This is a genomic window from Streptomyces sp. NPDC047061, assembly GCF_040643955.1.
GTDB lineage: Bacteria > Actinomycetota > Actinomycetes > Streptomycetales > Streptomycetaceae > Streptomyces.
The window spans coordinates 96727-123596 of record NZ_JBEYVI010000020.1; the positions used below are offsets into that span (position 1 = coordinate 96727).

Consider the following 26870-nt stretch of genomic DNA (forward strand, 5'->3'; position numbering starts at 1 on the left):
GGTGCTGTCCGTCCTCTATAGATTAACCAAATGAGCAGGGGTCCGCTCGATAGGGAGTGCAAACAAGGTGTAACTATCGCGAGTCGTTGCGCACTTCGGAGACCCGGAAATGCACCCGTTCGTAACATGATGCCCCGTTTACGACCCACCCGCTCGGCCTATCCATCCGAACACATCTTCGATCACGCAACCGTCCGCTCCCTTCACAGGCTGTGCAGTTCAGGTTGCGTTGGCCGGGTCGAAAACTCGACATGATCCGATGGCGCAGGACAACGGCTGTCTCGCGGAAGGACTGACGCATGGAGCTGCGCAGCGTCGAGGAGCTGATGGATCTGCTGTACGCCTGCCGGCACCAGCGCGCCCTGCGCACCGCGGCCCTGCTGCGCCGCGGCCGCCCCGCCGACAAGGAACTCCAGGTGGCGGGCCTGGTGCACGGCGTCGGGGAACTGCTGGGCCCCGCCGACGGCGCCGCGCACGCGGTACGCCACCTGCTCGGGGAACGCGTCTACCACCTCGTCCGCGGGGACGGTGCCGCCACCGACGAGGACGTGCTGCGACTGCGCCAGGCCGACGAGGAGAGCCGCACCGCGAGCTTCGACGCAGGCGTCCTGGAGGACTGGCGGACCGTCCTGGAACTGGTCGCGGCCCGCAACTCCCGCCTGGGGGCTGTCGACTGACGTTCCGTCATGAGACGGTACGGCGATGACGTCATCGTACGGGCCGTCGTACGGGCTCAGGGGCCGGGCGGCCGTCGTCACCGGCGGCACCCGCGGCATCGGGCGTGCGGTCGCCGAGGCGCTCGCGGCGGCCGGAGCGCTGGTGTGTGTGAGCGCGCGGGACCCGGACGAGGTACGGCGTACCGCCGCGGAGCTGGGCGGGATCGGCCTGGCCGGCAGCGTCGCCGAGCCGGAGCACGCCCGGGAGCTGACCCGGCTGGCGCTCACCGAGTTCGGGCGGCTGGACGTCCTCGTCAACAACGCGGCGACCAACCGCCCGTACGGCCCGCTGATGGACGCCGACCTGGGCCTGTGGCGGGAGGCGTTCACGGTGAACGTGGAGGCACCGCTGCGGCTGACCCAGTGCGCGTGGCGCGGCTGGATGCGGGAGCACGGCGGCTCGGTGGTCAACGTCTGCACGGAGGGCGCGACCCATGTCGGCCCCCACGTGGGTGCCTACGGCACCAGCAAGGCCGCGCTCCTGCACCTGACCCAGCAGCTGGCGGGCGAACTGGCACCCCGGGTGCGGGTGAACTCGGTCTCACCGGGCCTGGTGCGCACGGAGATGGCCCGCTTCATGTGGGAACCCCGCGAACGGGAGATCGCCGACGGCCTGCCGCTCGGGCGGATCGGAGAACCGGAGGACGTGGCGGGGGCGGTGCTGTGGCTGGCCTCGGACGCGGCGGAGTGGGTGACCGGAGCGGACCTGGTGGTGGACGGCGGTACGAGGGTGAGAGCGGCGCGTATCTCTACGTGAACGCGGGGCCGTCCCGATGTGCCTCAGGCACACCCCCAGGGGCGCGGGGCGGTAGCGATATGCGGCTCCGCCGCGTGGGCGCGACCAGCCCCCACTCACCCGCACCCGCGCGACCAGCCGAAACTCACCACTTACCCGGCGCGTAGTCCTTGAGGAAGACCCCGTACACGTCCTCGCCCTGCTCCCCGAGCACGATCGGGTCGTAGACGCGGGCCGCCCCGTCGACCAGGTCGAGCGGTGCGTGGAAGCCCTCCTCGGCCAGCCGCAGCTTGTCGAAGTGCGGCCGTTCGTCGGTGATCCACCCCGTGTCGACGGAGGTCATGAGGATGCCGTCGGTCTGGAACATCTCCGCCGCGCTGGTCCGCGTGACCATGTTCATGGCCGCCTTGGCCGCGTTGGTGTTGGGGTGCCCGGCGCCCTTGTAGCCGCGGCCGAAGACGCCCTCCATCGCCGAGACGTTGACGACGTACGACCGGCCGCGCGCCGCCTTCTTCGCGGCCACCGCCATGGCCGGCCGGAGCGCGCTGATCAGGATGAACGGCGACGTGTAGTTGCAGAGCTGGGTCTCCAGGAGCTCCACCGGGGAGATCTGGTCGATGGTCTGCACCCAGGTGTTGGTGTCGACGACGTCCGGGACGAGGCCGCCCGCGTCGATGGCGGTGCCGTCGAGGTGCCGGGCCACGCTGGCGTTGCCCGCGACCAGGGCGAGGTCGGCGACCTTCTGGGCGTCGAGGCCGCTGGTGCCCAGCGGCAGCGCGGCGAGGCCGTCGACGGCTCCGGAGTTGAAGGCGCCGATGACGTGGTGGGCGGGGAGCTCGCCGGCGGGCAGCGGAGCGCTCTCGCCCTCGACCAGGGCCGCGTAGGCGGCCGGCAGCCGGCGCACGGTCTGGGTGGCGTTGTTGATCAGGATGTCGAGCGGGCCGTCCGCGCTGACCTGCTCCGCCAGGGCGACGGCCTGCGCCGGGTCGCGCAGGTCGATGCCGACGACCTCCAGGCGGTGCAGCCAGTCCGCCGAGTCCTCCATCGCCTTGAACCGGCGGATGGCGTCCTTCGGGAAGCGCGTGGTGATGGCCGTGTGGGCGCCGTCCCGCAGCAGCCGCAGCGCGATGTACATGCCGATCTTGGCGCGGCCGCCGGTGAGCAGGGCACGCTTGCCGGTCAGGTCGGCGCGGGCGTCGCGCTTGGCGCGGTTCAGCCGGGCGCAGTCCGGACAGAGCTGGTGGTAGAAGTAGTCGACCTCGACATAGCGGGTCTTGCAGGTGTAGCAGGACCGCGGGCGCTGGAGTATCCCGGCGACCCGGCCCTCCTCGGTCCGGGACGAGGGCAGCAGGCCCTCGGTCTCGTCGTCGATGCGCTCGGCGGAGCCGGTCGCGGTGGCCTCGGTGACCGACCTGTCGTGGGCGGTCTTGGCGGCCCGGCGCTCCTGGCGGCGGCGCTGTTTGACCGTGCGGTAGACGCCGGCCGTGGCCCGGCGCACCGCGATGGCGTCCGGGTGGTCGACCTCCAGCTCGTCCAGTTCCGCGAGCACGCCGAGGCAGACGGCGAGCCGCTCGGGGTCGATGCCGGGGCCGTGGACCACGGCCCCGTCCGCGGCCTCGTCCACGGCCCGCACCGCGTCCTCGGCCGCCGGGCCGTCCTGTGTCACCGTCATCGCGCTGCCGCTTCCCTGGTCCACCAGCGGCGCTCCGTATCGCGCCCGCTTTCGAACCGGGAATTTTACGGAGCGCCAGGCAATACCTCCAAACCCGACCGGATCATGGATCGCAGACCGCGATCAGCGAGTCCACCTCGTCGGTGACCGCGCGGGCCAGCACGTCGAGGTCGGGGACGGCGCTCGCGTCGGCGACCAGGCCGTAGTGGACGCGGTTGCGGTAGGTGGAGATGGCGACGGCCAGGGACTGGCCGGGCGCGAGCGGGGCCAGCGGGTAGACGGCGGTGAGCGGGTGGCCGCCGAGGCGCAGGCCGACGCCGGGCAGCGGCACGCTGGTGACCAGGATGTCGAACCAGAGCCGGGCGGCCTGGCCGACGAGCGGCCCGCCGAGCCGGTGGCCGAGCGCGGGCACGTGGTCGGCGAGCAGGGCGACGGCACCGGCGCCCCGGTTGGGGCCGGCGTCCTTGTTGCGGACCATCGCCGTGCGGACGCGGTCGAGGCGGGCGATCGGGTCGGGGTTGTCGACCGGGAGCCGTATCAGGTACCCGGAGAGCCGGTTGCCCTGGGGGGCCACGGTGCGCGGGCGGCGCTTGGAGACGGGGATCAGGGCGCGCGGGGCGACGCCCTCGGTGCCGTCGCCGCGCTCGACCAGCCAGCGGCGCAGGGCGCCGGCGACGACGGCGATCAGCACGTCGTTGACGGTGCCGCCGACGGCCTTGCGGACCCGGTGCACGTCGTCGATGTCGAGGTCCACCCCGGCGATGCTCCGGGTGCTGGTGGGCTCGGACGTCAGCGCGGCCGAGGAGCTCACCCCGAGGGCGGACAGGGCGACGGAGGCGCCGATGTCCAGCGCCCGGCCCACGTCCGAGAGGGCGCCGCGCACCAGCTCGGGCAGCCTGCGCACGTCGGGCAGTGCCAGCATCGGGCGCGGCGGTTCGATCGAGCGGGGGGCGCGCACGGGCAGGTCGAGCGGGTCCATGACGCCGGCGGCCAGCTTGAGGGCGCGCAGCCCGTCGGCGAGGGCGTGGTGGAACTTGAACAGCACCGCGAAGGACACCCCGTCCTCGCCGGGCAGCACATGCGCCTCCCACGGCGGCCGGTCGCGCTCCAGCGGACGCTCCATCAGCCGGCCCGCCACGGCATGGAAGTCCGAGGTCGGGGCGTGCAGCCGGACGTGGTTGAGGGGGTCGAAGTCCGGGTCGGTCTCGCGGGCGGCGCCGCCGAACCCGAGCGGCTGCCAGACGTCGCGGATGCGCATGCGCAGTCCGGGCACGGCGGCGGCGCGGGCGGCGAGCAGGTCGGCGGCGTGTGCGCCGGCGGTCGGCGAGTGCGCCGAGAAGACGCCGAGCGCGCCGAGGTGCATCGGGTGCTGGTCGGACTCGATGTTCCAGAACGCCAGATCGAGAGGGGCGAGCAGGTCAGCATGCACAGTCTTCAAAGGGGGTGCCTCGCGTCGACGGAGGGTGGATCAGCAGTCAAACGCCGACTCATGATTACGGTCAAGTACGATCACGCTACGCTCAGTTAACAGCAGATTAAGTCCCGCCTCCTCCGAAAGAGGCGGGGCTCATGGGACACCTGAGGTCACTTCAGCGCCGGTGGCGCCGCCTCGGGTGACGTACCCCACTCCGACGGGCGCGGGCCGACCGTGAACGCCAGTGACCGCAGGGAGCGCAGCGTACCGGTCGTCAGATACGTACGGCCGTAGTCGGTACCGTCGGCGCGGGCCTTCTGGATGTACCGGTGGTCGGCGGAGGTGCCCGGCGCGGTCACCGTGAACCCGCCGCTCGGCCAGTAGCGGCGGTCCAGGCGGACGTCGGCCCGGTCGAAGACGGGCGTGGACAGGCCCCAGGTGCCGTAGCCGGGCTGCACCGGGAAGAGGCCGAGGGACGACAGGACGTTCCAGGCGGACATGGTGCCGAGGTCGTCGTTGCCGGTCATCCCGGTCGGGCCGTCGGTGAACAGGGTCAGCGCCGCGTGCACCACGTCGGTGGTCTTCCAGGGCTGGCCGGTGGAGAGGTAGGTGTACGGGGCGGCCAGGTCGGGCTCGTTCATGGGGTTGTAGACGGCCGCGTTGTAGTAGGCGTACGCGTTGCCGTGCACCCACACCTCCCGTGCGGTCTTCGCCGGGTCGGCGAGCAGCCTGTCGTAGGCGAAGAACGAGTCGAGCCGGGCGTTGGTGGCGCGCGCGCCGCCGATCAGGGAGATCACGCCGGGCAGGTCCTGCGGGACGAGCCACTGGTACTGCCAGGCGGTGCCCTCGTGGAAGCCGATGCCGCGGGCCGGGTCGGGGTCGCCGGTGAAGGCGCCGGAGGCGTCGCGGGCCCGGAAGAAGCCGGTGGAGGGGTCGAAGACGTTGCGGTAGTTCTGCGCCCGGGTGGCATAGCGGGCCGCGTCCGCGCCGTGGCCGAGGTCCCGGGCCATCTGCCCGAGCATCGCGTCCGACAGCGCGTACTCCAGGGTGACGGAGGCGCCGTGGTCGTAGTCGGAGTCGCCCACCTTGGTGTGCGGGCGGCCCTTGAGGTACGGCGCGAAACCGTCGGCGAGGTACTCGGCGTTGGCCTCGCGGCCGACCCCGGCGTTGGCGGCCGGCGGCACCCCGTCGGCGTTCCGCTTCAGCGCCCGGTAGGCCCGCTCCTCGTACCCCTTGAGCAGGCCCAGCTGGTACGCGGTGGTCAGGAAGGGGGTGACCGGGTCGCCGGACATGATGTTCGTCTCGACCGTGCCGTAGCCCCACTTGGGCAGCCAGCCGCCCTCCTCGTCGACCTTCAGCACCGACAGGGCCATGTCCCGGGCCTCGCGCGGGGCGAGCAGGGCGAGCGCCTGGGCCTGGGTGCGGTAGGTGTCCCAGAGCGACCAGTTCTGGTAGTAGGTGAACCCCTGCGCGCGGTGGATCCGGCGGTCCCAGCCGGTGTAGCGGCCGTCGGCGTCTCCGCCGACGTTGGGCGCGAGGAAGGTGCGGTACAGGGACGAGTAGAAGGTACGGCGCAGGTTCGGGGAGCCGCCCTGGACGCGGATGCCGCCCAGCCGCCGCTCCCAGGCGTCCCGGGCCTGCCGCCGTACCGTGTCGAACGAACGGCCGCCCTCGGCGCGCAGATTGACCTCGGCGCCCTGCGCGTCGACGTACGACAGGGCGGTGGTCGCCTCGACCGTGCGGTCCCGGGTGGTGTCGAAGCGGACGTAGGCGCCGTCGGCTCCGGTGCGGGCGCCGGGGGTGACCGTGCTGCCGTTCCAGGTGCCGTACGCGGTGAAGGGACGGCTGAAGCGGGTGACCGTGTAGACGGTGTACGGGGCGGTCTCGCGGCAGAAGCCGTGGCCGGTGATCCGGGTGCGGACGGTGTGGTCGTCGAGGATCTCGACGTCGCTGCTCACCGGCTTGTGCAGTGCCTGGTGCGCGTTGAACAGGACGTTCGCCCGGTCGGTGGCCGGGAAGGTGTAGCGCTGGACGCCGGTGCGGGCGGTCGCGGTCAGCTCGGCGGTCACACCCGAGTCGAGGCCGGCCCGGTAGTAGCCGGGGCTCGCCGCCTCGTCGGCGTGGCTGAACCCGGCGGCGTACCTGGCGTAGTCCGTCTGCGTGACGTCCCCGGTGGTGGGCAGCACGGGCAGGTCGCCGCCGATGGCGCAGCCGACGCCGGAGAGGTGGACCAGGGAGAAGCCGCGGATCCGGTGCTGGGAGTAGCCGTAGCCGGTGCTGTGCCCGGTGTCCGGGGAGAGCTGCACCATCCCGAAGGGCACGGCCGCGCCGGGGAACGTGTTGCCCTCGTCCTGACTGCCGATGAAGGGGTTCACCAGGTCGGCGAGGTGGCCGTCGGTCGGCTCGGCGGCCCCTGCGGCGGGGGCGGCGAGCAGCGCGGACGCTGTCAGCACCCCGGCGAGGCACAACCGTGTGCGCCGGAGAGCCGCGGTGGTATGTGACATACCACTGGTCCCTCTCATGTCGGATGACCTCCGAAGTTCGACATTGCTGTCTGCATCGTGAGGGGAGAGGTCCGCAAAGTCCGGCAAATGACGGTTTTTCACTCGCAGCGCGTCGCGCCCGAGTTCAGGTGTGCGCAGGTGGTTCCCAGGAACGGCTCGGTCTCGGCCCGCCGGTGTGACCTCGGTGGCCGACGGGCGTCACAGGGCCGAGCCGCCGGACACGTCGATGCACTGCCCCGTCACCCAGCGGGAGTCCGAGGAGGCGAGGAAGGCCACGACGTCCGCGACGTCCGCGGGTTGCCCCATCCTGCCGAACACGGAGAACGCGGCGTGCTGGGCCTCGGCCTCGGGCGTTGCCCAGCGCCTCCGGTTCAGGTCCGTCTTGACGAAGCCCGGTGCCACACAGTTCACCGTGATCTGCCTGGCTCCCAGCTCCTTGGCGAGTGTGTGCGTCAGAGCCTCGAGGGCGGCCTTGGCCATGGTGTAGGCGAGTGAGGACGGGAGGGCGACGCGGGTGGCCGCCGAACTGATGTTGATGATGCGGCCGCCCTCGCGCAGTATCGGAAGTGCTTCCTGCACGAGAAAGAGCGGCGCCCTGGCGTGGACGGCCATGAGCCGGTCGAAGTCCTGCGGGGTCACCTCGCGGACACCGCCGCCGATGTTGAAGCCGGCGTTGTTGACCAGGATGTCCAGGGCGGTCGGCTCGCCCAGTGCGCGCAGGCCGGCGTCGAGCCGCTCGTACACCGTTCGGATGTCGTCGGCCGCGTCGAGCGGTCCATGCACGGGAAAGGCGCGCCCGCCGGTCTCGGTGATCAGTGCGACGGTCTCCCGGGCCGAGGACTCGTCACTGCCGTAGTGCACGGCGACGAGCGCACCGTCCGCCGCGAGACGGCGGGCGATGGCCCGGCCGATCCCCCGCCCGGCGCCGGTGACCAGGGCCGTTCTGCCGTTCAGCGTACCCATCGTCACTCCGTACCTAGGCCGACGCGCCTTGCAGGACATGGTCGAGCGCCGCCCGGCCCGCGGGTCCCCAGGCCGGCTTGCCGCCGGGAAGGCCGCGGTCGCCGTTCTGGCCCATGAGGATGAGGAAGAGGCTCTTCATGGCGGCCAGCCCGCGGGCGCGCCGGATCGTCGCCTCGTCCGCATGCGCGTACACCTCGAAGAACCGTGAGCCCGCGCCCGCGGGAAGCAGCAGCCACGCGGCCGCGAGGTCCCACGCCGGATCGCCGGCGAACATCGCGTCGAAGTCGATCACGCCCGAGAGCGTCCCGTCCGCGACGACGACGTTCGCGGGATGGAGGTCGCCGTGCAGCCATACCGGCGGGCCTTCCCACTCGGGGGCCGCGACGGCGTCGTCCCAGACGGCACGGACGGCACGGACGTCGGCGGAAAGGCCGCCGGGGGCGATGGCACGCAGGAACTCCTCGAAGCCGCCCGTGCACTCCTTGGGGTGAGCGCCGCGGTCCGCACTGGCCGGCGCCTCGGCGGGCGCCTCCACATGGAGCGCCCTGAGGAAGCCCGCCAGGGTGTCTGCCGCGTGGTCGCCGCGACGGATCGAGGTGTGGTCCAGCGGCTCGCCGTGAACCCACGTCATGATGCTCCAGGGCCGCGGGAAGCGCGCGGACGGTTCGCCGATCCGCACGGGTGTCGGCACCGGGAGCGGAAGACGCGGGGCCAGGACGGGCAGCCACCGGCACTCCTTGCGCAGGAGATCCGGGGCACCTTCCATGCGCGGCATGCGCACGGCCAACTCGTCTCCGAGGCGCCACATCTGGTTGCCCCAGCCGCCCGCCACCTCGCGGACGGGCAGCCCCGCAAGGTCCGGATGCTGGTCTTCGAGAAGATCGTGCACCAGCTCTGCGGTGATCTCGATCCCGGAGTCGGTCATACGAAGGCACACTACCTAGTCCGGCGCCGACTCCGGCAGTTCGAGGCCTCGAGCAGCAAGGCCTCAAGCAGCAAGGCCTCGAACAGCCCCTACGTGACCAGTTGCCCCTTCCCGAGGCCGATGACCCCGCCCTTGGAGACGGTGTACAGCTCCGTGTCCCGGTCGGGGTTGACGCCTATCGTCGCGCCCGGCGGGACCTCGACGTTCTTGTCCAGGACCGCGTTGCGCACCACCGCGCCGCGGCCCACGATGACGTTGTCGTGCAGCACCGACCCCTGGACCACCGCGCCCGGGTCGACCCGCACACCGGGTGACAGCACGGACCGGGTGACCTGGCCCCGGATCAGGCAGCCGGCGCTGATGATGGACTCGCTCGCCATGCCGCCCGAGTTGAAGCGGGCCGGGGAGAGCTGGTTGGAGTGGGTGTAGATGGGCCAGCTGCGGTTGAAGAGGTTGAAGGCGGGCCGCTCGGCGATCAGGTCCATGTGGGCGTCGTAGTACGCGTCGAGGGTGCCGACGTCCCGCCAGTAGCCGCGGTCGCTCCTGGTCTCGCCGGGGACGTGGTTGGTGCCGAAGTCGTAGAGCTGGGCCTCGCCGCGGGCGGTGAGCTGGGGCAGGATCGAGCCGCCCATGTCGTGTACCGACTCGTCGTCCTCGGCGTCCCGGTGCAGGGCCTCCACCAGGGTCTTGGTCGTGAAGATGTAGTTGCCCATGGAGGCGAAGACGCAGTCCGGGGCGCCCGGCAGGCCCGGCGGGTCGGCGGGCTTCTCCAGGAAGGTCTCTATCGTCTGCCCGTCCGAGCCCGGGGTGATCACGCCGAACGCCGAGGACTCCGCACGCGGGATGCGGATGCCCGCGACCGTGACGCCGGCGCCGCCCTCGATGTGCTGCTGGAGCATCTGCCGGGGGTCCATGCGGTAGACGTGGTCGGCGCCGAACACCGCGACGTAGTCGGGCTGTTCGTCGTGGACGAGGTTGAGGGACTGCAGGATGGCGTCGGCGCTGCCCAGGTACCAGCGCGGGCCGAGGCGCTGCTGCGCCGGGACCGGGGTGATGTAGTTGCCGAGCAGGCTGGACATCCGCCAGGTGGTGGTGATGTGCCGGTCCAGCGAGTGCGACTTGTACTGCGTCAGCACGCAGATGCGCAGCACGTCCGCGTTGACCAGGTTGGACAGCACGAAGTCGACCAGGCGGTAGGTACCGCCGAAGGTGACAGCTGGTTTGGCCCGGTCGGCTGTGAGCGGCATCAGGCGTTTGCCCTCTCCGCCGGCCAGCACGATCCCGAGTACCGAAGGCCCACCACGACGCATGGCCGCTCCCCTCACCCTGGTGCTCCATGCTTGCCCTGGGAGCACACCCGCTAAGCCTGCACCGGGATCGCGTCGAACAGGCGGCCTGTTCGTTACGCCTGTCATTACGCCTGCTTGAGGATCTCCTCGTAGAGGCGGACCGTGCGCCGGGCCACCGCGTCCCAGCCGAACTCCCCCACGGCCCGCTCCCGTCCGGCCTCGCCCATCCGCCGCGCCGTCTCCCGGTCCCCGACGACGGCGTCCAGCGCCCGCGTCAGGCCCTCCTCGAAGTCGTCGTCCAGGTCGACGAGCAGGCCCGTCTTGCCGTCCTCGACGACCTCGGGGATGCCGCCGACCCGGGACGCCACCACGGGCGTGCCGCAGGCCATCGCCTCCAGGTTGACGATGCCGAGCGGTTCGTAGACCGAGGGGCAGGCGAAGACGGCCGCGTGGGTGAGGAGTTGGATGACGTCGGCGCGCGGCAGCATCTGCGGGATCCAGTGCACGCCCTCGCGGACCCGGCTCAGCTCGGCGAACAGCTCGCGGAACTCCCGGTCGATCTCCGGAGTGTCGGGCGCCCCCGCGCACAGCACGACCTGCGCCGCCGGGTCGATGTCCCGTACCGCGCGCAGCAGGTGGGGGACGCCCTTCTGGCGGGTGATCCGGCCGACGAACAGCACGTACGGGCGGCCGGGGTCGATGCCGATCCGGGCGAGGACGTCGGTGCCGCCGTCCGGGCGGTAGAGGGCGGTGTCGATGCCGTTGTGCACGACGTGGACCTTCGCCGGGTCCAGGGCGGGGTAGCAGTCGAGGATGTCCGTGCGCATCGCCCCGGACACCGCGATCACGCCGTCGGCGGCCTCGATGGCGCTGCGCTCGGCCCAGCTCGACAGGGCGTAGCCGCCGCCGAGTTGCTCGGCCTTCCAGGGGCGCAGCGGTTCCAGCGAGTGGGCGGTCACCACGTGCGGGACGCCGTACAGCATCTTGGCCACATGGCCGGCGAGGTTGGCGTACCAGGTGTGGGAGTGGACGAGTTCGCGGCCTTCGAGGCCCGCGGCCATGGCCAGGTCGACGGAGAAGGTACGCAGCGCGTCGTTGGCGGTGTCCAGGGCGGACCAGGGGCGGTGCCGGACGACGCCGACCCCGCGGCCCTCGCCCCAGCAGTGCACTTCCAGGTCGACCAGGGGCCGCAACTCACGGGCGAGGAACTCCACGTGAACACCCGCGCCGCCGTAGACGTCCGGGGGGTACTCCCGGGTCAGCAGTCCGACTCGCACCCGCAACCCCTCGCTCTCCACGGCCGGTTGTTCCATGGTCACCCAGATGCGGCGCGCGGGGAAGAGCGCGGTGGTTGTGTGAAACAACAGTCACCGCAGACCCCGCCCCCCGGTACCCGGTAGTAGAGACAGCAGCTGCGGCGCCGGAAGGCCGGGCCGGTGCGGGTGCCGGAGGCGTGCAGCAGGGGGTGTGCGAAGAGGGCGTCGGTGAGGGTACGGGTCCGGGCGGCCACGTCCGCACGGTTGTTCGCGCGCGCCCAGCGGTCCAGTTCCCGTGCCGCACCGGCCAGCGCGGAGCCCGCGTTGCCCCACAGCAGACCGGCGGCGACGCCGTAGCGGCCCCTAAGGGCCTCCCCCAGGGGTTCGAGATGGCCGGGTACGACGGCTTGCACGACGGTGTCGGCGAGCGCGGCCGGGTCGGCGCCGCCGGGCAGCGCGCGCACCTCGGTGAGCCAGAGGTCGTCGGGTGCGGTGGCGGCGGGGTCCCAGCGGAGCAGGTCCGGGGCGAGGTCGGGGAGGCGGCCGTGCCGGACGGCGCAGCCGAGGGCGACGGACCAGAGCCGCGCGGCCAGCGCCTGGTGGGCGATGGAGGCGGCGACCCGGGGTTCGGAGACCCCGAGACGCCCCGAAACGGCGTCAATACGGAAAGTCAGGGAGTTTTCGTAAACATCCGATGTGGGTTTTTCATAGGCCTTTGCCAGCGTCGTCAGCTCGTCGGCGCGCGCCGCGCCGGGGTCTGTGACCTGCGATCGGACCGTCCGCAGGACGAAGAACCCGCCGAGCGGGCGGAGCGCGGCGAGATCGGGGTCCAGGTCGACGAACGGGTCCACGAACAGCAGTACTACCAGGGTTCCCGGGACCCCTGCGCACGCCTCCTCCACCCGGCGGCCCCCACCCTGGGGATGATCGGGATCCCTTCGTACTCCATCGGTAGTAGGACCCATTGGGTGCTCAGGTACGACGACGGGAAGCAGCCGGACCGGCAGAGTGTTGCTCATGGAAGCCGACCGATCACCGCGTGGGGCCGCACGGTCCCGCCTGACGCAGAGGAGCCGAGTATGAGTGCCCTCGCGTTGTCCGTGTTGCTTTCCTTCGTCTCCGCCGTCGCCTACGCCGGCGGAGCGATCGTGCAGGAGCAGGTGGCGGTCTCCTCCCCCGACGAGCAGTACGCGCCGCTGCGCCGCCCGAGCTGGTGGGGGGCGATGGCGCTCAACGGCCTCGGCGGCCTGCTGCACGTGGTGGCGCTGGCCTACGGGCCGTTGAGCCTGGTCCAGCCGCTGGGCGCGCTCACCATCGTGTTCGCGCTGCCCATGGCGGCCCTCTTCGTCGGCCGCAGGGCCGGGACGACCGCCTGGCGGGGCGCGATCATGGCCACCGTCGGTCTGGCGGGTCTGCTCTCCCTGGTCGGCTCCTCCGACTCGCACACCCTGGCCTCCGCCGGGCGGATCGGGGTCGCGGTGGTCACCGGCTCGGCGGTCGTCGCCCTGATGATCGCGGGCCGGGCCGCGCACCGGCACCCGGCGGTGCGCAGCGTGCTGCTCGCCACCGCGTCCGGCATAGCCTTCGGCATGTCCTCGGTGTTCACCAAGGTCGTGGCGATCGACTGGGACGGCGGGATCGCCACGGCCGACCTGCTCTGGCTGTCCGTGATCGGCGCCTACGCCGTCGCGGGCGTCCTGATCTCCCAGGCCGCCTACCGGGGCGGCGGTCTCGCCGCGCCGCTGGCCACGCTGACCGTGGTCAACCCGGTGCTGGCCGCCGCGGTCGGCATCACGATGTTCGGCGAGACGTTCCGCTACGGCGCGACGGGCACCCTGCTGGCGCTGGGCTGCGGTGTGGTGGCGGCGGGCGGCCTGATCCTGCTGACGACCGAGCGCATCGAGCGCGCCCCGCACCCGGACGGGCCGGTGCCGGAGCCCGCCGTGGCCGAGGTGTCGCCCGAACCGCTGGTCGAGGCGCTGGTGGAACTGGCCGAGGCGGGCCTGGCGCAGTCCGGTGCGGCGCGCGCCGACGCGGCGCGGGCGGAGACGGCGGCGACGGTGGGGGCCGGGTCCGCGGAGGTGCGTTCGGCGGGCGACGGCTCCACGCGTCCCGCGCCGGCACCACTGATCGAGATGCCCCAGCAGCGGTCGGGTTCCGCGGTGCCGGACGTGGTGGTCCCGGACGTGCCCGACGTCCTGCTGCCCGCCGCCGACTACGTGCACGGTCCGTTTCTCGACCGGCGCCGTACGCGGGTCACATACTGACGCCGCCGGCCCGGAGATAGGCGACCGGGTCGATGTCCGTGCCGAATCCGGGCCCCGTCCGCACCTCGAAGTGCAGATGCGGGCCCGTGGCGTTTCCGGTGGAGCCCGAGCGGCCGATCCGCTGGCCGGTGGAGACGCTCTGCCCGGCCCGCACGGAGATCGCCGACAGATGGGCGTACTGCGTGTAGCGGCCGTCGGCGTGCCGGATCACCACCTGGTAGCCGTACGAGCCGCCCCAGCCGGCGGTGACGACCTGCCCGGCCTCGACCGCCTTGACGGAGGTGCCGGTGGGCGCGAGGAAGTCGACGCCGGTGTGGTAGCCCTTCGACCAGTGCGAGCCGGACGCGTGGTAGGGGGTGCCGATCGGGGCGTCGACGGGGGCGACGAGGGAGTGACCGGTACGGGTGGCGGTCTTCGTCGTCTCTGCCGTCGTCTTGGTTCTGCCCTTGCTCTTGGCCTGCGTGTGAGGCTTGGTCCTGGTCTCGGCCTTCGTCTGCGGCTCGGCCTTGGTGGCCTGGCCCGTGAGGCTCAGCCGCTGTCCCGGCAGGATCAGGTCGGGGTCGGACCCGACCGTCGTACGGTTCGCCGCGTACAGCCGGGGCCAGCCCCCGGCCACGTCGTGGTCCTCGGCTATCCCGGAGAGCGTGTCGCCGCGCACCACGGTGTACATCTCGGCCTGGCCGGCCCGGGACTGCGGCGTGGTCTGCGGCTGTACGTCCCGTACGGAACTCTTCGCCGAGCCCTTCGCGGCGCCCTTCGTGGAACTCTTCGCGGAGTTCGCCGCGGGGCGGGTGGCGGCGCTCTCGGTGTGCACGTCGGGGGTGTCGCCGCCGCGGGTGAGCCCGGCCCGGACCGAGCAGACCGGCCAGGCGCCCGGCCCCTGGCCGTCGAGGACCTTCTCGGCGACCGCTATCTGCTGGTCCTTGGTGGCGAGGTCGGCGCGCGGCGCGTATCTCGTGCCCCCGTAGGCCTCCCAGGTGGACTGGGTGAACTGGAGCCCGCCGTAGAAGCCGTTGCCGGTGTTGATGCCCCAGTCTCCGCTGGACTCGCAGGCGGCGACCTTGTCCCAGGTGGACACGGAGGCCGCGTCGGCGCTCGTGGCGGCGGCGAGCGGGAGCGCGAGGCCGGCGCCGCCCGCCGTGACGGTGAGCGAGGCCCGGTTGATCCTGTTCGGCTGGTACCGGCGGTGCCGACCGCGTTCGGCCATGTCTGAAGCCCCCCTCGCCACACGCGTCAGGAAGGCCAAAAGTAAGCGGCCCGAACAGGCCATGACAAGACGGCAATCAGCCGCCTCTTCCGAAGGAACGCGGAGCGGGAACACATTGACGTGCCGTCAGCCCCATACCTCCCACGGCAGCCGGGAGAAGCGTTTCACGAGGTTACTGAGCCGTTGGGCCCGTGTGATCCGTATCTGCGTGTGCGGCCGGTCGGACGGCGGGTCAGGATGGCCTTTGGGCAATACTGGCGGGCATGAGCGGCGGCAGCATCCCTTGCACGTTCTATGGGATCGACTTGATTCTTGAGGAGCAGGCGGTATGAGCACTTCGGCGCAGATCGGCGTCACGGGTCTCGCGGTCATGGGCCGCAACCTCGCCCGGAACTTCGCGCGCAACGGCTACACGGTGGCGTTGCACAACCGCACGGTGTCGAAGACACGCGAGCTGGTGGAGAACTTCGGGGACGAGGGCGACTTCATCGCGGCCGAGACCGCCAAGGAGTTCGTCGAGGCGCTGGAACGGCCGCGCCGGTTGGTCATCATGGTGAAGGCGGGCGGTCCGACGGACGCGGTGATCGAGGAGTTCGCACCGCTCCTGGAGCCCGGTGACATGATCATCGACGGCGGCAACGCGCACTTCGCGGACACCCGGCGCCGCGAGAAGGCGCTGCGCGAGCAGGGCATCCACTTCGTGGGCATGGGCGTGTCCGGTGGCGAGGAGGGCGCGCTGCACGGGCCGAGCATCATGCCGGGCGGGCCGAAGGAGTCGTACGACTCGCTGGGCCCGATGCTGGAGAAGATCTCGGCGAAGGCGGCCGACGGTGCGCCCTGCGTGACGCACGTGGGTCCCGACGGGGCCGGGCACTTCGTGAAGATGGTGCACAACGGCATCGAGTACGCCGACATGCAGCTGATCGGTGAGGCGTACCAGCTGCTGCGGGACGTCGCCGGGTACTCCCCCGCGCAGATCGCGGACATCTTCCGTACCTGGAACACGGGCCGGCTGGACTCCTACCTGATCGAGATCACGGCGGAGGTGCTGGCGCACGTGGACGCCGCGACCGGGAAGCCGTTCGTGGACGTGGTCGTGGACCAGGCCGAGCAGAAGGGCACCGGCCGCTGGACGGTGCAGATCGCGCTCGACCTGGGTGTGCCGGTGTCGGGCATCGCCGAGGCGGTGTTCGCGCGCTCGCTGTCCGGTCACGCCGACCTGCGGGCCGCCTCGCGCGGGCTGGCCGGTCCGAAGCCGACGGCGCTGTCCGAGGCGGAGGCGGCGGCGTTCGCGGACCGGGTGGAGCAGGCGCTGTACGCGTCGAAGATCGTGTCGTACACGCAGGGCTTCCACGAGATCCAGGCGGGCAGCGACGAGTACGACTGGAACATCGACCTCGGGGCGGTGTCCTCGATCTGGCGGGGCGGCTGCATCATCCGGGCGGCGTTCCTGGACCGGATCCGTGCGGCGTACGACACGCGGGCGGACCTGCCGAGCCTGCTGTCGGACGAGACGTTCGCGGGAGAGATCGCGGCCGCGCAGGACGACTGGCGTGAGGTGATCATCGCGGCGACGCGGGAGGGGGTCGCCGTGCCCGGGTTCTCGGCGGCGCTGGCGTACTACGACGCGCTGCGTGCCGAGCGGTTGCCTGCGGCGCTCACGCAGGGGCAGCGGGACTTCTTCGGAGCGCACACGTACCGGAGGGTGGACCGGGAGGGGTCGTTCCACACGCTGTGGGGCGGGGACCGCTCGGAGGTCACGGCGTAGGGCCGGTCGTTGCTGTGGGGTGCGGGCGGGCTGCGGTTTCGCGCAGTTCCCCGCGCCCCAGGGGGGTGGGATGGGGCCGGGCTTGGTGGTCGAGTGCGGGCTCGTTGTGGTTTTTGCGCAGTTCCCCGCGCGCCTGAGGGTGGCTGAGCTTGGCGGTTGGGTGTCGGTCAGGTGAGGGGTGGGCCTGGTTCTGGGGTGGGGGTGGGGTCTGGGATCGGGGTGGGGGGTGGTGGGGGCGGGGGTGGTGGGGTCGGCGCGGGGGCCGGGGGTGGTTCGGGGGTGGGGACCGGGCTGGGGTAGGGGTCCGGAGGGTGGGGGGCTGGAGCGGGGTCGGGGTTCGGGACTGGGTTTGTCATGGTGTCCTCCGGCCAGTGGCTCGATGTCGCCTCTGGGGGTCTACTGCCCCGTGTACCCGACCGGCGCTCGCGCACTCCCCCGGCCGACCGCTGCCGCACCCGCCGCGAGGCCCGGGCGTGGGCTGGACAAGATCGGGACCGTGGTGGTGGTGAGGTTCGCGGCCGAGGTCATGGAGGCCTGGGCCAGGACGATCACGTCGGCGTCGCGCACGGAGTCCGCCGCCGCTGCCACCAGGCGGGCGCAGCCCTCGATGTCGCCGGCGCCGAAGCGGGTCCAGGCGTCCGGTACGAGCTCGGCGCGGGCCCGGATCGGGCGGTCCGCACGGCGGGCCTCGTCGTCCAGCAGGGCCAGGGTGGGCGGCAGGGTGCTCTCGACCGTCGCGAGTACCGCGATGCGGGGGCCCGCCGCCACTGCCGCGGCCGCCATCGGCCGGTCTCCGCGGATGACCGGTACGCCGACCCGGGCGGCCGCCCGCTCGGCCACCTCGCCGATCGTGGAGCAGGTGCAGAGCACGGCCTGTACGCCGGGGGCCGCTGCCTGCCGCAGGGCCGCGGTGACGTCCTCGGCCACCGCTTCCGGGCCCTCCAGGCGGGCCCGGGACAGGAGGTCCGGGATCACGGAGTGGCGCAGCTCCAGACCCGGGTGGTGCGCGTCGCGCAGGGCGTCGAAGACGGGGACGTGGAGCGGTGAGGTGTGGAGGAGGGCGAGCATCGGCGGGCGCTCAGAACCGACCCGGGTGGGCGACCAGCCATTCCTTCGCCGCGCGCAGCAGCTCGGGGTCCGGCGTCGGTGCCACGTCGGGGTGGCGCTCGGCCCACACGACGACGTACGGGCAGAGCGGGGCGACCGGGGTCTTCTCGCGCTCGGAGATCGCGTACAGCTCGCGGGCGAGGGAGCCCGCGATGCCCTTCCCCTCGTGCTCGGGCTCCACGATGGTGTGGACGGGCACGAGGGCCCGGGAGGGCGACTCCAGGACGAAGTACTCGATGTGGCCGACGACTTCGTCGCCGGCGACCGCCTCCAGACGCCCGGCCGCCCGGTCGTCGCGGATCTCGATGTCGCTCATGTCGCCCTCCTGGTCCGCCGGTCAGGCCGAAACGGCCTGCGGGCTGCGCTCCTGGTCCGAGCCCGGTACCGGCTCGGACGGGTCGGCGCCGAGGGCCACGACCCGGTTGCCGTGGTCGACGTGCACGACCCGCGGCCGAAGCGTACGCGCCTCGGCGTCGGTGACCTGAGCGTAGCTGATGATGATCACCAGGTCGCCGGGATGCACGAGATGGGCCGCCGCCCCGTTGATCCCGACGACACCGGAGCCCCGCTCGCCCTCGATGACGTACGTCTCCAGCCGGGCGCCGTTGGTGATGTCGACGATGTGGACCAGCTCGCCGGGGAGCAGGTCGGCGGCGTCGAGGAGGTCGGCGTCGATGGTCACCGATCCCACGTAGTGCAGGTCGGCCTGGGTGACGGTGGCCCGGTGGATCTTGGACTTGAACATGGTGCGCAGCATTGAGTGCTCCAAAGGTTCGGCTCCCTGCCTGCGTTTATGCAGGTCAAGGGCTCTGTGGAGAGCAGCCTACGCAACCGGCGGGGAGTGTGTTCGTGACTGTCGTCACGCCGATCCCTCGGATTTACTAATGAAAGGTTGAGCAGTCCAGACTGATAAACCTAATGTTAGTACTGTGAAGACAGACATGGCCGCCGATGGCGGCGGCATACGCGATCTGAGCGACGCCACCCGGCTCGCGTCCGAGCTCCGGCTCGCCGTGGGCCGTGTGACGCGGCGGCTGCGGCAGGCGCACGCCGTGGGGGACGTGTCCCTGTCGGGGGTGTCCGTCCTCGCGCGGCTCGCGGGCGAGGGCCCGGACTCCCCGACCGCCCTCGCCGAGACGGAACGGGTACGGCCGCAGGCCATGGCCAGCACCCTCGCCCAGCTCGAACAGCGCGGTCTGGTCCGCCGTACCCCCGACGCCACGGACGGGCGGCGGAGCATCGTGGCCGTCACCGAGGAGGGGCGGGCCGTGCTCGCCGAGCGGCGCTCCGAGTCGGTGCAGCGGCTCGCGGCCGTCCTCGACACGTTCTCCGACCAGGAGCGCGCGACGCTCGGGGCGGCCCTGCCGCTCCTCGACCGGCTGGCGGAGCGGCTGTGAGCGGCCGCGGGTGGTCCGCCGCCCTGCGCTCGGCCCGCCACCAGGACACCCCGGCCGGGCCCGGCTACAAGTGGGTCGCGCTGTCGAACACCACGCTCGGCGTGCTGATCGCCACGATGGACGCGTCGATCGTGATCATCTCGCTGCCGGCGATCTTCCGCGGTATCGGGCTCGACCCGCTGGCGCCGGGCAACATCGGCTACCTGCTCTGGATGATCCTCGGCTATCTGCTGGTCTCCGCCGTCCTGGTCGTCGTGCTCGGACGGCTCGGCGACATGTTCGGGCGGGTGAAGATCTACAACCTCGGGTTCCTGATCTTCGCGTGTGCCTCGGTCGCGCTGTCGCTCGACCCGTTCCGCGCCGGGGCCGGCGCCCTGTGGCTGATCCTGTGGCGGATCGTGCAGGCCTTCGGCGGGTCCATGCTCACCGCCAACTCGGCGGCCATCCTCACCGACGCCTTCCCGGCCCGGCAGCGCGGCATGGCGCTCGGCATCAACCAGATCACCGCGCTCGCCGGCCAGTTCCTCGGGCTGCTCGCGGGCGGGCTGCTCGCCGTCGTCGACTGGCGTGCCGTGTTCTGGGTGAGCGTCCCCGTCAGCATCACCGGCACGATCTGGTCGTACCTGAGCCTGCGCGAGACCTCGGCGGGCCGCCCCGGCCGGATCGACTGGCTGGGCAACCTCACCTTCGCGGCCGGCGCCGGCATCCTGCTGGCCGGGATCACCTACGGGATCCAGCCCTACGGCGACAGCGCCACCGGCTGGGGCAACCCGTGGGTGCTGGCCGGCCTGATCGGGGGCATCGCCCTGCTGCTGGCGTTCTGTGTCGTCGAGACGCGGGTCGCCGAGCCCATGTTCGACCTGGCGCTCTTCAGGAACCGGGCGTTCGCCGCGGGCAACGTGGCCGCCCTGCTGACCTCGATCGCGCGCGGCGGCCTGCAGTTCATGCTGATCATCTGGCTGCAGGGCATCTGGCTGCCGCTGCACGGCTACGACTTCGAGGACACCCCGCTGTGGGCCGGCATCTTCATGCTCCCGCTGACGCTGGGGTTCCTGATCGCGGGGCCGGTGTCCGGGTACCTGTCGGACCGGTTCGGCGCCCGGTTCTTCTCCACCGCGGGGCTGCTGGTCGTGATGGCGTCCTTCTTCGGCCTGCTCGCGCTGCCCGTCGACTTCGACTACGGGCTGTTCGCCGCGCTGCTGCTGCTCAACGGCCTCGGCCAGGGCATGTTCTCGGCGCCCAACACCTCGTCGATCATGGGCAGCGTGCCGGCCGAGTACCGGGGTGTCGCCTCGGGGATGCGGTCCACCTTCCAGAACTCGGGCACCGCCCTGTCCATCGGGGTGTTCTTCTCCCTGATGGTCTCGGGGCTCGCCTCCTCCCTCCCGGCCACGCTGAAGAGCGGCCTCGTGGCACACGGCGTGCCGGCCGCCTCCGCCGCGCACGCCGCGGCGCTGCCGCCGGTGAGCACGCTGTTCGCGACGTTCCTCGGCAACAACCCGATCGAGCACCTGCTCGCCTCGGAGGGCGTCCTCGACCATGTCACCCACGCCCAGCGGTCCGTCCTCACCGGGCACACCTTCTTCCCGCAGCTGGTCTCCGGGCCCTTCCACCACGGCCTGGCCATCGTCTTCGGCGTGGCCGCCGGCATGGCCCTGGTCTCCGCGGTGGCCTCCGCACTGCGCGGCGGCCACCGGCCGGCACCGGACCAGCAGGAGCCGAAGGACCGGCCCGCGGCGCGTGCGGCGCAGTCCCGGCACAACGCGCCGTCGTGACAGAAGGCGTGACAGAGGACGTGACAGAAGGCGGGTGCCCCGGCGGAGATCCGCCGGGGCACCCGTTGTCCGCTCACCGGGCCACGGTCACGGATACGAGGTGAGGTTCGCGACGTTGGTCGACGAGTTCGACGGTCCTCCGCTGTTGTTGATGACATGGGTGATGGTGCCGGTGCCGCCGAGGGAGACCGTCACCATGCTGGTGAACCTGACGTTCGAGTTGGTCGGCGCCTCGATCGCGTGATCGGCGACGACGCTCGAGTTGGTGCTGAAGTAGCAGTAGCTGCCGAGGCCGTACGCCTGGTGGCTGGTGACCGAGTCGGCGACCTTGTAGGCCGCGTAGCCCTTGGTCGAGCCGTTCATCCAGGACGACTGGTTCGGCGGGTCGTACGGCATCTCGTTCTGGTAGAAGTACGTCTTGCCGCCGTTGCCGTTCCAGATGGTCTGGTACTTCTGGAAGTGCTCGACGAACAGGCCGTACATCGTCACGTTGTCGCCGTTGACCACCAGGCCGGTGTCCGCGGTGTTGGTGGTCCAGCCGACTCCGGTGCCGTGGTCGGCGCGCCAGATCCACATGTGGTCGCCGATGACGTTGTCGCTGTTGACGACCAGGCTGGTGGTGGCCTTGCCGACGCCCGCGCCGCCGACGCGGAAGTACACGTCGTGCAGCGAGGTCGGGTCGCCGGCGTGCGAGGCCGAGGAGCCGCTCGGGCCGACCTCCACCAGGGTGGCGGAGTTGGTGGTGCCGGCGTCGAAGAGCAGGCCCGCGATGTTGACGCCGTCGACGTCGGCGACCTTCATGGCGGTGATGCCGTTGTCCGGGACGAAGGTGGCGAGGCCGAGGCCGAGGACGACGGTGTCGGCGCGGTTGATCTGCAGGGTCTGGTCGAGGTGGTAGACACCCGGGGTGACCAGGAGGTTCTTGCCCGCCGTGAGGGCCGCGTTGATCTGCGACGCGGTGGCGCCCGGCTTGACGATGTAGAAGCTGTCCAGCGACAGCGACGAACCGGCCGCAGTGCCGGAACTCCAGCTGGTGCCGGAGGTGTTGGTGCGCGCGGACGGCACGAACACCTGGTAGTTGCCGGAGCCGTCGACGTACAGGAACGGCTTCTCACGGGTGGTCGGGCTCTGCGCGACCGTGGTGTCCGGCGGGCTCGGGAAGGTGGTGGACGGCACGCCCGTGCTGCCCACGAAGACCATGTTCCAGTTGGAGCCGGTCCAGCTGCCGAGCTGCGAGTTACGGGTCAGCCACTGTTGCTGGGTACCGGAGTTGACCTGGCCGTTGATCTGGCTGTCGGCGATCAGGCCACCGCTGGACCAGCCGCCGTCGTCCAGCGCGAGGCCGCCGCGCAGATGCACCCGGCGGTAGGCGGACGCCTGCGAGACCGCCCACCGGTCGCTGCCGCTGGTCGGGTTGACGGAGAGGTTCTCGGCACCGCGCCAGAAGTTCTGGGTGGCGTTGCCCGAGAACCAGTCCGCCTCGGCGTGCACCGCGCCGTTGATGGAGACCGCGTCGGGCGACAGGCCGAGGCCGAGGACCTGGGTGTAGAAGCCCACGTTCACGTCCGCGCTGTAGGCGCCGGGCTTGAACATGACGGCGTACCGCTGGGAGCCGAACTGGTTGGTCTGCTGCGCCTGGAAGATCGAGTCCAGCTTGCTCTGGATGGTCGACGCGGACATCGACGGGTCGAAGACGACCACGTTGGAGCCGAGGTCCGGGTTGCTCGACTGGGTCACCGGGACGACCTGGAAGCGCTGGGCCTGCGTGCCGTTGCAGGTGTACTGCACGAACTGCACGCTGTCGGCGGTCGAGGCGGAGGGGTCGTCGAGGCACTTGCCGCTGTTGCGGTTGACGAAGTGGTAGGCGCCGCCGCCGTCGTCGACCGGCAGCCACTGCTGGTTGGTGCCGCCGCCGTAGGTCCACATCTGGACGGCCGCGTTGTCGGCCGTGGAGACGCCGGTGACGTCCAGGACCTCGTTGGCGTTGTTGCCGTTGTTGATCCGGACGTAGCCGTCGCTGGTGGAGGTGAAACTCCACTGCTGGGCGGTGGTGTTGTTGCAGGTGTACTGCTGGACGACGGTGCCGTCGGCGGTGGCGGCCGCCTTGGCGTCCACGCACTTGCCGCTGGCCGCGTTGAGCAGGGTGGTGTTGCCGGTGGGCAGCGTGGCGGCGGACGCGGGCGAGGAGGCGCCCGCCGCGGTGAGCAGGGAGGCGGCGACGACGGCCACCGCTGCGGCGGCCGTCGATCTGCGGCGCCGGGGAAGGGAAGGCACTGGTTCTCCTTGAAGGCGGCTTGGGCGGGGGGTCAGCCGGTGTATCCGGCGAAGACGCGCATGTAGTCCCAGTTGGACTGGCTCACGCCGGAGCAGCTGTCGGCGGAGCCGCCGGTGCAGGGCCGGTCGCGGTTGGCGGACCAGAAGGTGAGCCGGGCCAGGTGGTGCTGCTGGGCGTAGGCCAGGATGGTGCGGAAGTCGGCCACCGTGACGGTCTCGCCGTTGTCGGTGATGCCGTTCATCGACGAGATGCCCATGTCCCGGTAGGCGGTGTCGTCGCTGTAGCCGTACGCGTTCTTCAGCGCGTTCTTGAGCCCCTCGGCCGCCTGGGTGGTGAGGTTGCCCATGTTCTGGCCCGCGCCGCCGAAGTCGAACGGCATGATGGCCCAGGCGTCGACGGTCAGTCCGGAGGACGCGGCCCGGTTGATCAGGCTGGTGTCGGGGCCGCTCTGGTTGGTGCCGATGGTGATGTACACCTTCAGGCCGGAGTTGTCGGCCTTCACGGTCTTCAGCGCGTCCACGACCCGTTGCTGCACGGTCCCGTTGCTGTAGGCGTCGGCCTCCAGGTCGATGTCTATGGCTCTGAGCCCGCCATAGGCGTTGATGACCTTCTGGTACGCCGCCGCCAGCTCGCTCGCGCTGGAGCAGGAGCTCTCCAGCTTGTTGCCGCTGTAGCCGCCGAAGGACGGGATGACGTCACCGCCGTTGGCGCGGACGGTGTTGACGGTGCTCTGGTCGACGCCGCCGGTCAGCGCCCGGCTGCCGTCCCACTGCGGGTTGCAGTAGCCGTTGCTGAGGACGAAGGCCAGCGTGTAGTACTTCACGCCGGTCGCGTTGGTGATCGTGGTCGGGCTCGGCGGGTCGCCCCAGCCGTTGTAGAGGTACGGCGCCACGGCCATCGGCGAGGAGGGGGTGGTGCCGCCGTCGGCCGCCGGGGCGGTCCACTTCTGGTTGGCGGTGCCCGCGCAGGTCCAGATCTGTATCCGGGTGCCGTTGGCGGAGGTGTTGCCGGTGACGTCCATGCACTTGTTCGCCTGCGGATTGACGATGTCGTTCGCGGACGACACGGTCCACTGCTGGTTCGCACCGCCACTGCAGGTCCACAGCTGCAGCTTGGCGCCGTCGGCGGTCGAATTGCCGGTCACGTCGAGACACTTGCCGAGGGCGCGGAGGGTGCCGTCGCTGCCGCGGGTCCACTGCTGGGCGGAGGTCCCGTTGCAGTCGTAGAGCTGGACGGCGGTGCCGTCGGCGGAGTTGGCGCCGGCGACGTCGAGGCACTTGCCGGCGAGGCCGGTGACGGTGCCGGTGGCGGCCTGTGCGGGAGCGGCGGTGAGCAGGCCTGCGGAGAGCGTCAGCGCGGCTATGGAGACAGCCGTGGGGAGGGTTCTGGCCATATGCGGGGGGTGGCCTTTCACGCGGGGGGTGGCAGCACGGTGTGGCCCAACACCCTTTGGTCAGGTGGGTGTTGGCTACACGCGTGAGGCTTTGTTTAAGGCGTGAAGCTAAAGGTCCGGACCACGGTCGTCAAGTAGGGGAGCGCTCCCCTCCCCTACTCACAGGAAAATGTGACGGCGATGTGAACGCTCCGTCAGGGCGCGGTCACCTCCGCGAACTGGGTGCGGTGCAGTTCGGCGTACCGCCCGTCCGCCAGCAGGAGTTCCTCGTGGGTGCCGCGCTCCACGATTTCTCCCGCTTCGACCACCAGGATCTGGTCGGCGGACCGGACCGTGGACAGCCGGTGCGCGATGACGACGGCGGTGCGTCCCGCCAGCGCCTCGGCGAGGGCCTCCTGGACCGCCGCCTCGGAGGTGTTGTCGAGATGGGCGGTGGCCTCGTCGAGGATGACCACGCGCTGGCGGGCCAGCAGCAGCCGGGCGATGGTCATCCGCTGCCGCTCGCCGCCGGAGAGGCGGTAACCGCGCTCGCCGACCACCGTGTCCAGGCCGTCGGGCAGCGACCGGACGACCTCGCCGAGGCGGGCGCGGCCGAGGGCGTCCCACAACTCCTCGTCCGTGGCCGAGGGCCGGGCCAGCAGCAGGTTGGCGCGGACGGTGTCGTGGAAGAGGTGGCCGTCCTGGGTGACCATGCCGAGGGTGGCGCGCAGCGAGCGGGCACTCAGGTCACGGACGTCGGCGCCGCCGATGCGGACGGTGCCCTCGTCGACGTCGTACAGGCGCGGCAGCAGCTGGGCGATGGTGGACTTGCCGGCGCCGGAGGAGCCGACGAGGGCGACGGTCTGGCCGGGTTCGGCGCGGAACGAGATACCGTGCAGGACCTCGCTGCCGCCGCGCGAGTCGAGGACCGCGACCTCCTCGAGGGAGGCGAGGGAGACCTGGTCGGCGGCCGGGTAGGCGAAGCGGACGTCCTCGAACTCGACGGCCACCGGGCCCTCGGGGACCTCGCGGGCGTCCGGTTTCTCCTCGATCAGGGGCTTCAGGTCGAGGACTTCGAAGACCCGCTCGAAGCTGACCAGCGCGCTCATCACCTCGACGCGGGCGCCGGCGAGGGCGGTGAGCGGGGCGTACAGGCGGGTCAGCAGCAGGGCGAGGGAGACCACCGCGCCCGGCTCCAGGCTGCCGCGCAGCGCGAACCAGCCGCCGAGGCCGTAGACCAGGGCGAGCGCCAGCGAGGAGACCAGGGTCAGCGCGGTCATGAACACCGACTGGGAGGTGGCGGTGCGCACCCCGATGTCCCGGACCCGGGCGGCTCGGGCGGTGAACTCCGCCGACTCCTCCTCGGGGCGGCCGAAGAGCTTGATCAGCGTGGCGCCCGGCGCGGAGAACCGCTCGGTCATCCGGGTGCCCATGTCCGCGTTGAGTGCGGCGGCCTCCCGCTGCATCCGGGCCATCCTGCCGCCCATCCGGCGGGCGGGCACCACGAACACCGGCAGCAGCACCAGCGCGAGCAGGGTGATCTGCCAGGACAGGGTGAGCATGACGGCGAGGGTGAGGACCAGCGTGACCAGGTTGCTCACCACACCGGAGAGCGTCCCGGCGAAGGCCCGCTGGGCGCCGATCACGTCGTTGTTGAGACGGCTGACCAGCGCTCCCGTACGGGTACGCGTGAAGAACGCGACGGGCATGCGCTGCACATGATCGAACACAGCCGTGCGCAGGTCGAGGATGAGGCCCTCCCCGAGCGCCGCCGAGAGCCGCCGCCCGAGCACCCCGAGCGCCGCCTCCACGACCGCGACCAGCGCGATCAGCAGCGACAGCCGGACGACCGTGCCGGTGTCGTGCCCCGACACGATCGCGTCGACCACATGGCCGGCCAGCACCGGGGTCGCGACGGCGAGCAGGGCGGTGACCACCCCGAGCAGGACGAAACGGACTATGCCGCCCCGGTACGGGCGGGCGAAGGCGGCGATGCGGCGCAGCGTGGCCCGGTCGAACGGGCGCCGCTCCTGCTGGGCGGTCATCACGCTGTGCAGCTGCATCCAGGCGGTGGTCTCCATACTCATGAGGGAGAACGTAGGACCTCAAGCTTCGTTGAGGTCAATGCCCGCGCGCCGTCCCCCCGTACGAAGGACCCGATGAGCCCTCCCCGAGCTCCGGCCGGCTCCGCGAAGCCCCAGGTGGGCCTCCCCCCTCAGCCGCTTCC

General features: G+C 71.5%; 21 protein-coding genes. 6 read left to right on the plus strand and 15 right to left on the minus strand.

Annotation, left to right across the window (positions count from 1 at the left end):
• Positions 1–299: 299 nt before the first annotated feature.
• Positions 300–677, plus strand: coding sequence for a hypothetical protein (locus tag ABZ887_RS26840; RefSeq protein ID WP_361293969.1), 378 nt, complete (start codon positions 300–302; stop codon positions 675–677).
• A 25-nt stretch (positions 678–702) separates the two neighbouring features.
• Positions 703–1473, plus strand: a complete 771-nt coding sequence (locus tag ABZ887_RS26845) for an SDR family oxidoreductase (protein ID WP_361293972.1) — start codon at positions 703–705, stop codon at positions 1471–1473.
• A 124-nt stretch (positions 1474–1597) separates the two neighbouring features.
• Here the strand turns inward: ABZ887_RS26845 and ABZ887_RS26850 are convergent, their stop codons facing one another.
• The 8 genes from ABZ887_RS26850 to ABZ887_RS26885 all read right to left on the minus strand — a co-directional run bounded on the left by ABZ887_RS26850 (position 1598) and on the right by ABZ887_RS26885 (position 12344).
• Positions 1598–3124, minus strand: coding sequence for an SDR family NAD(P)-dependent oxidoreductase (locus tag ABZ887_RS26850; RefSeq protein ID WP_361294189.1), 1527 nt, complete (start codon positions 3122–3124; stop codon positions 1598–1600).
• A gap of 103 nt (positions 3125–3227) precedes the next feature.
• The gene (locus ABZ887_RS26855; RefSeq protein WP_361294192.1) at positions 3228–4553 is read right to left on the minus strand and encodes a wax ester/triacylglycerol synthase family O-acyltransferase; all 1326 of its coding nucleotides are present in this window, start codon (positions 4551–4553) and stop codon (positions 3228–3230) included.
• Between the two features lie 155 nt (positions 4554–4708).
• Positions 4709–7042 carry a GH92 family glycosyl hydrolase gene (locus ABZ887_RS26860; RefSeq protein ID WP_361293975.1) on the minus strand — a complete coding sequence of 778 codons (2334 nt, stop codon included), beginning with the start codon at positions 7040–7042 and terminating at the stop codon, positions 4709–4711.
• Between the two features lie 198 nt (positions 7043–7240).
• Entirely contained in the window at positions 7241–8005 is a 765-nt protein-coding gene (locus ABZ887_RS26865) for an SDR family oxidoreductase (RefSeq protein ID WP_361293978.1), read from the minus strand.
• A gap of 13 nt (positions 8006–8018) precedes the next feature.
• Positions 8019–8930 carry an aminoglycoside phosphotransferase family protein gene (locus ABZ887_RS26870; protein WP_361293981.1) on the minus strand — a complete coding sequence of 304 codons (912 nt, stop codon included), beginning with the start codon at positions 8928–8930 and terminating at the stop codon, positions 8019–8021.
• A gap of 89 nt (positions 8931–9019) precedes the next feature.
• On the minus strand, positions 9020–10240 hold the full coding sequence (gene glgC / locus ABZ887_RS26875) for a glucose-1-phosphate adenylyltransferase (protein ID WP_361293984.1): 1221 nt from the start codon (positions 10238–10240) through the stop codon (positions 9020–9022).
• Between the two features lie 104 nt (positions 10241–10344).
• On the minus strand, positions 10345–11496 hold the full coding sequence (gene glgA / locus ABZ887_RS26880; RefSeq protein WP_361294195.1) for a glycogen synthase: 1152 nt from the start codon (positions 11494–11496) through the stop codon (positions 10345–10347).
• 38 nt (positions 11497–11534) lie between these two features.
• Entirely contained in the window at positions 11535–12344 is an 810-nt protein-coding gene (locus tag ABZ887_RS26885; RefSeq protein WP_361294198.1) for a (2Fe-2S)-binding protein, read from the minus strand.
• Between the two features lie 210 nt (positions 12345–12554).
• On the opposite strand from ABZ887_RS26885, the gene ABZ887_RS26890 reads away from it, so the two are divergent.
• On the plus strand, positions 12555–13742 hold the full coding sequence (locus tag ABZ887_RS26890; protein ID WP_361293987.1) for a DMT family transporter: 1188 nt from the start codon (positions 12555–12557) through the stop codon (positions 13740–13742).
• Here the strand turns inward: ABZ887_RS26890 and ABZ887_RS26895 are convergent.
• On the minus strand, positions 13732–14949 hold the full coding sequence (locus tag ABZ887_RS26895) for a transglycosylase family protein (RefSeq protein WP_361293990.1): 1218 nt from the start codon (positions 14947–14949) through the stop codon (positions 13732–13734). The genes ABZ887_RS26890 and ABZ887_RS26895 overlap by 11 nt on opposite strands.
• A 328-nt stretch (positions 14950–15277) precedes the next feature.
• Between ABZ887_RS26895 and gndA the strand changes: the two genes are divergently transcribed.
• Positions 15278–16717, plus strand: a complete 1440-nt coding sequence (gene gndA, locus ABZ887_RS26900; RefSeq protein ID WP_361293993.1) for an NADP-dependent phosphogluconate dehydrogenase — start codon at positions 15278–15280, stop codon at positions 16715–16717.
• 396 nt (positions 16718–17113) lie between these two features.
• On the opposite strand, the gene ABZ887_RS26905 is transcribed toward gndA, so the two are convergent.
• From ABZ887_RS26905 to panD, 3 genes are read right to left on the minus strand one after another with little or no spacing between them, the layout of a single operon-like run.
• A complete protein-coding gene (locus ABZ887_RS26905) occupies positions 17114–17785 on the minus strand; it encodes an aspartate/glutamate racemase family protein (protein ID WP_361293996.1) in 672 nt (223 codons plus the stop codon).
• 10 nt (positions 17786–17795) lie between these two features.
• On the minus strand, positions 17796–18140 hold the full coding sequence (locus tag ABZ887_RS26910) for an N-acetyltransferase (protein ID WP_361293999.1): 345 nt from the start codon (positions 18138–18140) through the stop codon (positions 17796–17798).
• A gap of 21 nt (positions 18141–18161) precedes the next feature.
• Positions 18162–18581, minus strand: a complete 420-nt coding sequence (panD, locus tag ABZ887_RS26915; RefSeq protein WP_093506059.1) for an aspartate 1-decarboxylase — start codon at positions 18579–18581, stop codon at positions 18162–18164.
• Positions 18582–18753: 172 nt separating this feature from the next.
• On the opposite strand from panD, the gene ABZ887_RS26920 reads away from it, so the two are divergent.
• The gene (locus tag ABZ887_RS26920; protein WP_361294003.1) at positions 18754–19221 is read left to right on the plus strand and encodes a MarR family transcriptional regulator; all 468 of its coding nucleotides are present in this window, start codon (positions 18754–18756) and stop codon (positions 19219–19221) included.
• A 23-nt stretch (positions 19222–19244) separates the two neighbouring features.
• Complete coding sequence (locus ABZ887_RS26925; RefSeq protein ID WP_361294201.1) at positions 19245–20996, plus strand: MFS transporter; 1752 nt, start codon at positions 19245–19247, stop codon at positions 20994–20996.
• An 87-nt stretch (positions 20997–21083) separates the two neighbouring features.
• Here the strand turns inward: ABZ887_RS26925 and ABZ887_RS26930 are convergent, their stop codons facing one another.
• From ABZ887_RS26930 to ABZ887_RS26940, 3 genes are all read right to left on the minus strand, one after another.
• Positions 21084–23270: an RICIN domain-containing protein gene (locus ABZ887_RS26930; protein ID WP_361294006.1), complete on the minus strand. Its 2187-nt coding sequence runs from the start codon at positions 23268–23270 to the stop codon at positions 21084–21086.
• Between the two features lie 32 nt (positions 23271–23302).
• Positions 23303–24664, minus strand: coding sequence for a ricin-type beta-trefoil lectin domain protein (locus ABZ887_RS26935; protein ID WP_361294009.1), 1362 nt, complete (start codon positions 24662–24664; stop codon positions 23303–23305).
• A 194-nt stretch (positions 24665–24858) separates the two neighbouring features.
• Positions 24859–26730, minus strand: coding sequence for an ABC transporter ATP-binding protein (locus ABZ887_RS26940; RefSeq protein ID WP_361294012.1), 1872 nt, complete (start codon positions 26728–26730; stop codon positions 24859–24861).
• Between the last annotated feature and the right edge of the window lie 140 nt (positions 26731–26870).

Bases quoted from the DNA above. Each gene is read 5' to 3' on its own strand.
- ABZ887_RS26840 (WP_361293969.1), top strand. From the start codon at position 300: ATGGAGCTGCGCAGCGTCGAGGAGCTGATGGATCTGCTGTACGCCTGC.
- ABZ887_RS26845 (WP_361293972.1), top strand. From the start codon at position 703: ATGACGTCATCGTACGGGCCGTCGTACGGGCTCAGGGGCCGGGCGGCC.
- ABZ887_RS26850 (WP_361294189.1), bottom strand. From the start codon at position 3,124: ATGACGGTGACACAGGACGGCCCGGCGGCCGAGGACGCGGTGCGGGCC.
- ABZ887_RS26860 (WP_361293975.1), bottom strand. From the start codon at position 7,042: ATGTCACATACCACCGCGGCTCTCCGGCGCACACGGTTGTGCCTCGCC.
- ABZ887_RS26865 (WP_361293978.1), bottom strand. From the start codon at position 8,005: ATGGGTACGCTGAACGGCAGAACGGCCCTGGTCACCGGCGCCGGGCGG.
- ABZ887_RS26870 (WP_361293981.1), bottom strand. From the start codon at position 8,930: ATGACCGACTCCGGGATCGAGATCACCGCAGAGCTGGTGCACGATCTT.
- glgC (WP_361293984.1), bottom strand. From the start codon at position 10,240: ATGCGTCGTGGTGGGCCTTCGGTACTCGGGATCGTGCTGGCCGGCGGA.
- ABZ887_RS26890 (WP_361293987.1), top strand. From the start codon at position 12,555: ATGAGTGCCCTCGCGTTGTCCGTGTTGCTTTCCTTCGTCTCCGCCGTC.
- ABZ887_RS26895 (WP_361293990.1), bottom strand. From the start codon at position 14,949: ATGGCCGAACGCGGTCGGCACCGCCGGTACCAGCCGAACAGGATCAAC.
- gndA (WP_361293993.1), top strand. From the start codon at position 15,278: ATGAGCACTTCGGCGCAGATCGGCGTCACGGGTCTCGCGGTCATGGGC.
- ABZ887_RS26905 (WP_361293996.1), bottom strand. From the start codon at position 17,785: ATGCTCGCCCTCCTCCACACCTCACCGCTCCACGTCCCCGTCTTCGAC.
- ABZ887_RS26910 (WP_361293999.1), bottom strand. From the start codon at position 18,140: ATGAGCGACATCGAGATCCGCGACGACCGGGCGGCCGGGCGTCTGGAG.
- panD (WP_093506059.1), bottom strand. From the start codon at position 18,581: ATGCTGCGCACCATGTTCAAGTCCAAGATCCACCGGGCCACCGTCACC.
- ABZ887_RS26935 (WP_361294009.1), bottom strand. From the start codon at position 24,664: ATGGCCAGAACCCTCCCCACGGCTGTCTCCATAGCCGCGCTGACGCTC.
- ABZ887_RS26940 (WP_361294012.1), bottom strand. From the start codon at position 26,730: ATGAGTATGGAGACCACCGCCTGGATGCAGCTGCACAGCGTGATGACC.